Here is a 5,321-nt window from a genome sequence, read left to right on the forward strand (position 1 = left end):
AGGACCCGAACGAGAACCTCGGGGCCCTGCTCGCAAAGGATGTGGGGACCAAGACCAACGACATCGCGGGTGACGCCACCACCACCGCGACGGTCCTCGCGCAGGCGCTCGTCCGCGAGGGCCTGCGCAACGTCGCGGCCGGCGCGTCCCCGCTGTCGCTGAAGCGCGGCATGGACCTCGCCGCCCAGTACGTGTCCGACCAGCTCCTCAAGACCGCCCGCGAGGTGGAGGAGAAGGGCGAGATCGCGCACGTCGCGACCATCTCCGCCCAGGACGCCAAGATCGGCGAGCTGATCGCCGAGGCGTTCGAGAAGGTCGGCAAGGACGGCGTCATCACCGTCGAGGAGGCCCACACCATGGGCCTCGAGCTGGAGTTCACCGAGGGCCTCCAGTTCGACAAGGGCTACCTGTCCCCGCACATGGTCACCGACCCCGAGCGCATGGAGGCCGTCCTGGAGGACGCCTACGTGCTGATCGTGGACGGCAAGATCGGCAACGTGCAGGAGTTCCTGCCGCTGGCCGAGAAGGTCGCGCAGACCAAGAAGCCGCTGCTGGTCGTGGCCGAGGACGTCGAGGGCGAGGCCCTGGCGCTGCTGGTCGCCAACAAGATCCGCGGTACCTTCCTGTCCGTCGCGGTCAAGGCCCCCGGCTTCGGCGACCGCCGCAAGGCGATGCTCGGCGACATGGCCGTCCTCACCGGCGGCCAGGTCGTGTCCGAGGCGCTCGGCCTGAAGCTCGACGGCATCGGCATCGAGGACCTGGGCCGCGCCCGCCGGATCACGGTGGACAAGGACTCCACCACCATCGTGGACGGCGAGGGCAGCTCCCAGGAGATCTCCGACCGGGTCAACCAGATCAAGGTCGAGATCGAGAACTCCGACTCCGACTGGGACCGCGAGAAGCTCCAGGAGCGCCTGGCCAAGCTGTCCGGCGGCGTGTGCGTGCTGCGCGTCGGCGCCGCGACCGAGGTCGAGCTCAAGGAGAAGAAGCACCGCCTGGAGGACGCCATCTCGGCGACCCGCGCGGCCATCGAGGAGGGCATCGTCTCCGGCGGCGGCTCCGCCCTGGTGCACGTCGCCAAGGAGGGCTTCGAGGCCCTCGGCCTGACCGGCGACGAGGCCACCGGCGCCGAGGCCGTCCGCCGCTCCCTGGTCGAGCCGCTGCGCTGGATCTCGGAGAACGCGGGCCAGGAGGGCTACGTCGTGGTCTCCAAGGTCCAGGAGCTGGAGGCCGGCCACGGCTACAACGCCGCCACCGGCGTCTACGGCGACCTGATCGCCGAGGGCGTCATCGACCCGGTCAAGGTCACCCGCTCCGCCGTCACCAACGCCGCGTCCATCGCCGGCATGCTGCTCACCACCGAGGCTCTCGTCGTCGAGAAGCCCGAGGAGGAGGAGCCCGCCGCCGCCGGTCACGGCCACGGCCACGGCCACGGGCACTGAGTTCATGGAGCCTCCCGTCCGCTGGGCGAGCCGCCAGGCGAGCCCAGCGGACCGGAAGCTCGGGCGAGTGCGGCATCGCTTCGCGATCAACCGGGCGGGGGCTCGCCTTCGGCGTCGTCCCCGCCCGGTTGGTAACGCACTCGCGTGCGCCTAGAGGTCCCCGTTCCCTAACGGGGACCTTTCGCGTTCCCGGGGCGGAGCGACCGCGCCCTCAACGCGGCCGGTTCCGAGGTTCGTCGGCCGAGTCCGGGCCTGCCGTTCGGTCTCGGGACGGACCCGGCGGAGGCGGTCGGGCGGTGTCCGAAGAGGGTGGGCGTGCGGGTGCTCGTGCCTTTTCATGTGCGGCTTCACGTGCGTTTTCCCGTGCGCGCGAAAGAGCTACCGGCCGGGGTCGGGTGACCGCGTTTCGTGGCATTCGGGCGGCTCGTCCGTGCACTGTGACCATTCCGTTGCCGTGGACAGTGGAGACAGGTCCGGGCCCGCTGGGCATCATGCTCTACGTGACCGAGGGATGCTTCGCCGGGACGACGACCGCGCGCGCTACCGAACCCTCGGCGGGTCCGGCTCCGCCCGCCCCCGCCGACGGCGGGCACGAAGGGCGGGCCCTGCGGTCCGTCCCGGTGCGGGTGCCGCGGCCGGCGAGCCCGCCGGACGGGGACATGCGGGAGCTGACCAGCCTCGCCGTGCAGGGGGACCCCGCCGCGATCGAGGTACTGATCGCCGAGGTGCGGCCGATGGTCGTGCGGTACTGCCGCGCCCGGCTCGGCCGGGTGTCGGGGCAGTACCACATCGCCGACGACGTGGCCCAGGAGGTCTGCATCGCGGTGCTGTCGGCGCTGCCGCGCTACCGCGACATGGGCCGCCCGTTCGCCTCGTTCGTCTTCGGCATCGCCGCGCACAAGATCGCCGACGCGCTGCGCAGCGCCGTGCGCGCGGCCGTGCCGACCGAGGACCTGCCGGACGGCCCGGACGAGGGTCCCGGCCCGGAGGAGACAGTCGTCCGGTACATCGAGGCGCAGCGCGCCCGCGACCTGCTCACCCGGCTCCCCGACCACCAGCGCGAGCTGGTGCTGCTGCGGGTGGTCGCCGGACTGTCGGCGGAGGAGACCGGTAATGTGCTCGGCATGTCCGCGGGGGCCGTCCGGGTCGCCCAGCACCGCGCCCTCGCCCGGCTGAGGGCGATGGCACGAGAGGAGTCGATCGCTTGACGGAACGGAGCCGCGGCGCCCCGGATCCGACCGAGTCACCCTCCAAGGACGATGCTCCCAGCTCGGCCGACCTCTCCGCTCTGTACCGCACCGACGCGCTGATCGAGGCTCTTTCGGCGCGCGCGCACCCCGGCTCCCCGCTGCCCCTCGCCCCGGACGTGTCCCCCCGGCCGCGCGGCGCGCGCTCCGCGTCCGACCCCGCGCTGGGCCTGCTCGGAGCACTGATCTCCGATGTGGACGAGGGGCTGCCCGAAGTGCCCCGTGCCCGTCCGCGTCTCCATCGCGTCGCCGACACCGTGTCCCGCCACCGGGCGGACGCCGTGGCCGCCGACGGAGTGACGGCTGAGCGCTCGGAGCCGCCGCTGGCCGCGTCCCTCCCGGACGAGGCTGATCGTCCGTATGCGGCAGATGTGTCAGCCGCCGAAGCCACCGAAGCCGGGTCGCCGGTTGTGCCGAACGCGGCGACCGGTCGCGCCCCCTTGGACGGCACCTCCCGCCAGGACGGGGACGGAGACGTTCCCGAGCAGCAGGGGAGCAGGCCGTCGCGGCGCGGGTCCCGGACCATCGTGGCGCTCGGCGTCGTGGGCGCGGTGCTGGCCACCACAGGTGTCGCAGCCGCGGGCGGCGGGCTGGTCGGGTCGCCGACGGCCGCGTCCGCGGTGCGAACTTCGGGGAAGCCGAGCCCGTCCGGCCAGGGCAAGGCCGGTGGCGGGGACGCGTCGTCCACACGGTCGCAGGTGCCCGCCGCGCGTCCTCCGGCGGCTCCGTCCGGGCGTGGGCAGAAGGAGAAGCCGCGCTCGGGTGCGCCCGGAACGGACGCTTCGGGCAGACACGACTTCGCGGACGAGGAGGCGCGGCTCAGGAAGCGCCTGAACGAGCTGCTGAAGGGCCGTCCGCCGGGGCGTCCGCAGACGCACGTCGATCCGGTCGACGAGACCCGGCGGCGGCTGGCGGAGCTCCGCCGGCGCAATGAGCGTCGCGGCGACCACCGCCGGCACCGCCCGCACCGCCCCTGACGGGAGGCCGCGACCGGCCGCGCCGGGCGGCGCGCGCCGGGACGGGACTCAGGAGTTGCCCTCCTCGCTGTCGATCACGCCGTCCACGTAGCCGCGGGCGTACTCCCAGCTCACGTAGTCGACGGGGTCGGGCGCGAGGGCGGGCTCGTGGACCCGCGGCAGCCCCTCGTCCAGCAGGTGGCGCAGGTTGCCGTGCAGCAGGTCCCAGTCGATGTAGTGGATCTTGCCGCAGTCACCGCAGTCGACGGTGAGGCCGCGCACGCCCAGCGGTTCGAGCAGGGCACGGAAGACCTCGAGGTCGGCGAGGTCGGCGAGCACGTCCTCGCGCTCCGCCACGCTGAGCGGAGCGACGTCCTCCCCGGGGTCGCCGAGCGAGGCGGCCGGATCCTCCGGGTCGCCGGCGAACGGGTCGAGCGGGGCATCGTCGTGCACGACTCCACGCTACTGCGCCACCCCCGCCGAGGTGCACCCCCCGGTCTCCTCTGTGCGCGAACGCTCACCGGGCGTCAGCGACGGGACGGGCGGGAAGGGCCGTCCGGAAAGGGAATGCGCGGGCGTGCCAGGCCGTTGCACACCGTAATCGGGGACGCGGCGGACGTGTCGTGAAAACCACCCTCGGCGTGCCGCGAACGGGCCGGGCGGCGGGGCGGGACGCCCTACCATGGACAGCACACCCGCCGAAACCCCGTGTGACATCGTTGACCTGGTCGGATACCGCGCAAGGAGCCGTGATGAACCCCGCAGAGCCCGCCAAGTTCCTCCCGACGGGGCTGACCTTCGACGACGTCCTGCTGCTGCCGGGGTACTCGGACATGATGCCCGGCGAGGCCGACACCACGACCCGGCTGACCCGCGAGATCTCGCTGCGCATCCCGCTGCTGTCGGCCGCGATGGACACCGTGACCGAGGCGCGCACCGCGGTCGCGATGGCCCGCCAGGGCGGTATCGGCGTGCTGCACCGCAACATGTCGATCGAGGAGCAGGCGACCGAGGCGGACAAGGTCAAGCGGTCCGAGGCGGGCATGATCACCAATCCGGTGACCTGCCTGCCGGACGCCACGCTCGCCGACGTCGAGCAGATGTGCGCGCGCTACCGGATCTCCGGCGTCCCGGTCACCGACGTGCGCGGCGTCCTGGTCGGAATCGTGACGAACCGGGACATGCGCTTCGAGACCGACCTGTCCCGTCCCGTCCGCGAGGTGATGACGGCGATGCCGCTGATCACCGCCCCGGTGGACGTGTCGAAGGACGAGGCGTTCCGGCTGCTCGCCACCAACAAGATCGAGAAGCTGCCGCTGGTGGACGGCCAGAACCGGCTGCGCGGCCTGATCACCGTCAAGGACTTCACCAAGAGCGAGCAGTACCCGGCGTCCAGCAAGGACACCGAGGGCCGGCTGCTGGTCGCGGCCGCCGTCGGCGTCGGCGAGGACGCGGTGCGGCGCGCGGACGCGCTCATCGAGGCCGGCACCGACGTGATCATCGTGGACACGGCGCACGGCCACTCCAAGGGGGTCGCCGACACGATCGCCGCGATCAAGGCCAAGTCCCCGGGCGTGCAGCTCGTCGGCGGCAACATCGCCACCTACGCGGGCGCGAAGGCGCTGGTCGAGGCGGGCGCGGACGCGGTGAAGGTCGGCGTCGGGCCGGGCTCGATC

Annotated in this window: 5 protein-coding genes; 4 read left to right on the forward strand and 1 reads right to left on the reverse strand. The window is 72.7% G+C overall.

What is annotated here, in order from left to right; genetic code table 11:
* From groL to AB0J52_RS26060, 3 genes are all read left to right on the forward strand, one after another.
* A partial coding sequence (groL, locus tag AB0J52_RS26050; protein WP_500184897.1) for a chaperonin GroEL occupies window positions 1-1,442 on the forward strand: 1,442 nt, incomplete at its 5' end.
* Window positions 1,443-2,101: 659 nt separating this feature from the next.
* Window positions 2,102-2,650 (forward strand): sigma-70 family RNA polymerase sigma factor, encoded by a 549-nt coding sequence (locus tag AB0J52_RS26055; RefSeq protein WP_117355923.1) that lies wholly within the window; start codon window positions 2,102-2,104, stop codon window positions 2,648-2,650.
* Window positions 2,647-3,666: a hypothetical protein gene (locus tag AB0J52_RS26060; RefSeq protein ID WP_500184899.1), complete on the forward strand. Its 1,020-nt coding sequence runs from the start codon at window positions 2,647-2,649 to the stop codon at window positions 3,664-3,666. Before AB0J52_RS26055 ends, AB0J52_RS26060 begins: the two co-directional genes overlap by 4 nt.
* Before the next feature lie 48 nt (window positions 3,667-3,714).
* Here AB0J52_RS26060 and AB0J52_RS26065 read toward each other — a convergent pair whose 3' ends face one another.
* Window positions 3,715-4,098: a DUF5319 domain-containing protein gene (locus AB0J52_RS26065; protein ID WP_026415270.1), complete on the reverse strand. Its 384-nt coding sequence runs from the start codon at window positions 4,096-4,098 to the stop codon at window positions 3,715-3,717.
* Between the two features lie 299 nt (window positions 4,099-4,397).
* On the opposite strand from AB0J52_RS26065, the gene guaB reads away from it, so the two are divergent.
* On the forward strand, window positions 4,398-5,321 hold a 924-nt coding region (guaB, locus tag AB0J52_RS26070; RefSeq protein ID WP_500184901.1), incomplete at its 3' end, for an IMP dehydrogenase.

It is taken from the genome of Spirillospora sp. NPDC049652 (genome assembly GCF_040675125.1).
Taxonomy (GTDB): Bacteria; Actinomycetota; Actinomycetes; order Streptosporangiales; family Streptosporangiaceae; genus Spirillospora.